At 35.5% G+C, this 2,742-nt stretch carries 3 protein-coding genes; all 3 read right to left on the bottom strand.

Annotated features, from left to right (window positions below; translation table 11 throughout):
• Positions 1–19 precede the first annotated feature (19 nt).
• The gene (locus J3353_RS15810; RefSeq protein WP_113621481.1) at positions 20–742 is read right to left on the bottom strand and encodes a TatD family hydrolase; all 723 of its coding nucleotides are present in this window, start codon (positions 740–742) and stop codon (positions 20–22) included.
• Positions 742–2,097, bottom strand: coding sequence for a Qat anti-phage system QueC-like protein QatC (gene qatC / locus J3353_RS15805; RefSeq protein ID WP_147323026.1), 1,356 nt, complete (start codon positions 2,095–2,097; stop codon positions 742–744). The genes J3353_RS15810 and qatC overlap by 1 nt, the downstream gene beginning before the upstream one ends.
• Positions 2,097–2,742 (bottom strand): hypothetical protein (locus J3353_RS15800; RefSeq protein WP_207685222.1); only part of this gene is annotated, 646 nt, incomplete at its 5' end. The genes J3353_RS15800 and qatC, both read right to left, overlap by 1 nt.

Below are 2,742 nucleotides of genomic sequence, written 5' to 3'. Positions count from 1 at the left end.
ATATTCTATCTTTATTAATCTAAACCGATAGTATTCTTTTGAAGTTTTCATAAATATTGCTGATCATATCAAAGTTCTTATAGAAGACTGATATTTCATCATAAGCATCCCGCAGAAGAGAAGGAACATACTTTTTCTTATTAACTCTCGTGTACGGGCCATCAGATTCTATTAAAAGCCGTTCTAAAGGCAACAAGTGATATTTTTCCGCATTACAACTATTTACCATGTTTGTGTTTATCGAAAAATAGCAACCTAAATCCACTAATTTCAACATATGGTCGCGATTTCCCGTATACCAATGCACAATTGCTTTTTGGGGATTGTATTTTGCCAAAATACGAATAGCATCTTCTTCTGCTCCCCTGATATGTATCGTCATCAACTTATTTTCCGAAGCGCAAAGCTCCACAATCTGTTCAAAAAATCTTAATTGAAGTTGTTTGTCCATATACGATTTCGCCGAATAATCTAATCCTACTTCGCCAATATAATTAGTCAACATTATAAGTCTCATAAAATCTTTTATATCATTTTCATCTAATGTCGACTCCTGCGGATGAAAGCCTATAGCAAACTTTAAATATTTTGTCTCTGTAATTTGATTTTTGCACGTCCAAAAAACACCAGGTGAATTTGTTACACAGATTGTATACTGTTTTAGTTCTGTAATATTTCTGGCCATCTCCAGATAGTTTTTATAATGATCCAAATGGAAATGTGTATCTATTAAGTTCATCATTACATATATGCTTCTATTTTCGAATCATCTGAAAAATATTCAATCAAATCATTCATACCTTGTTTATAGACTCGTTTAAATGCTTGAACTTCTTCAAAATCAAGTTTTCCCGTACAACGAATCAATCGTTCAATCTCTTTATCCGAAAAATTTTTGTATCTATGAATACTACTTAAAACCGCAAATAGATCTGCAGATTTGTTTTTATCCGCTTCTGCTTCAATGAATTCCGATGCCTTTCTGACCTCATTTTCTTTCGACTCAACATCTTGTAAAGAGCTCTTCCGAATAATACAAGGGTAACAAAATCCACAGTTTACAGGATATTCTCTAGAACCCACACGATTGTATCTAGCTACACATGGATGCGAGCATGAAATAGTATTTTTATAGCACCTTTTAAATGCATCTGTTTCGGAAACCATATTCACAATTTCTCGTTTGGTGTTAAAAGCAAAGAAATTAGAAATATGGTTTTGAATTCCAACACTTGCAATCAGCTCATTTAGTGAATTTAAAAAATAAGGGTGCGTTGTCCTAGTACTACAGGATCCTTTTCGGCCATTTGTAAGAGCCACATTTAAGCCAATGAATCCATTCTCAGGTATATACACCGGAACTTGTTTTCCCATGATGCCAGCAATAGAAACCGCCGCACATAAAAACAGTAAAGAACGTCCTCTAGAAGTATTTTCCACTCTGCACAACTGCTCATCCGTCTTAAATGGCGCTCTTGCTCCAGCGGTAAAGCCAAGAAAAACTGATTTTTGGGAAGGAAAGCATTCGTTGAAATTTTCACAGAATTGTTCTTGAATATAACGAAGCTTTGGATATTCATTATGCCCAACCAATACTGGAGAGTGTCCTTCTTGCAATAGTTTTATCGCACCGCAATATGAGTCCAGACCTCCAGAGAACAAGCTAACACAATCGCATCCAGATAAATCTATATATTTTCTATTTTTGTTCTTATGTGAACCGTATTCCGTAGTCGCCTGCCGAAAAGAAACCTTCCACTCATCTCCTGTCAAAAAAGAAAGAATCTTGCTCCATTGGATTTTACAATTATCCCATTTGTCCCGCTCTAAAACTGGAATAGAAACCTCTATTTTTCGTGTCCATGAATCCAAAAATAGACTTCTCGAAATCCTTTTATCTAAGGCAAACACACTAAGTCCTATTACAAATAAATCTTCGTAAATCGAATTCATTCTTTGCTGACCCAAATGATACCATATATTGGGCAATCCAGAATAGATAGTGCTTTTTGAGTCCCTGTTTAATGTAAGAATATAAGCGTCATTCCATTCAATGTCCGGGTCCGCATCGTTTTCTTTTTTTATCCAAAATTTCATTAGGCTGTCCCCCCATAAAAACGCGTGCATACATCATATGCTTCGTTCAATGCCTCTTTAACAACATTTGCTGCACCGATGTCCTTAAGATTAATTTGCTTTATTTCCTTATCAGACAATGAATCATGTAGTGCATCAGCTATGTATGAATGCATTTCATCTAATATCTCAAATTTTTCGTTACTTGTACGACCTTTTCCTATTTTCTCTTCAAAATTCACATCGAAACTGATCTGCACAAATGAGGTAACCATTTCTCTTAACAAACTGTCCAAATCCACATTTCCCAATTGATCTACGGAATCTATTTGCAAATTATCAAGAGCCTGAGATAGTGAATCTGCCGCCAATGAATCTTCTAGCGAAGAGGAATTATTTGTAAATTGATAAAGTAGTTCATGCAATATTTCATTCGAAGATTTTTCAATTAAATCTGATCGACCAAAATCGATCAAACCTTGTTCTAAGCCCTGCTGTCTAATATCATAGGCAAACCCCAAAATATTACCAGCAGCGTTGGCAAATGATGTAGTGCCAACTGCAGCTCCAGAACTCATTGCCTCACCAAATTTCTGAATAGCGTTTACTCTTGAATCTGCATCCCGATTTCGTAAAAAAGATGATATAGCCCTTTTGGCATTACTC

The organism is Faecalibacterium sp. Marseille-Q4137, assembly GCF_017377535.1.
GTDB classification, from domain to species: Bacteria; Bacillota; Clostridia; order Oscillospirales; family Ruminococcaceae; genus Faecalibacterium; species Faecalibacterium duncaniae.
This window is presented reverse-complemented; position numbering and strand designations above follow the sequence as displayed.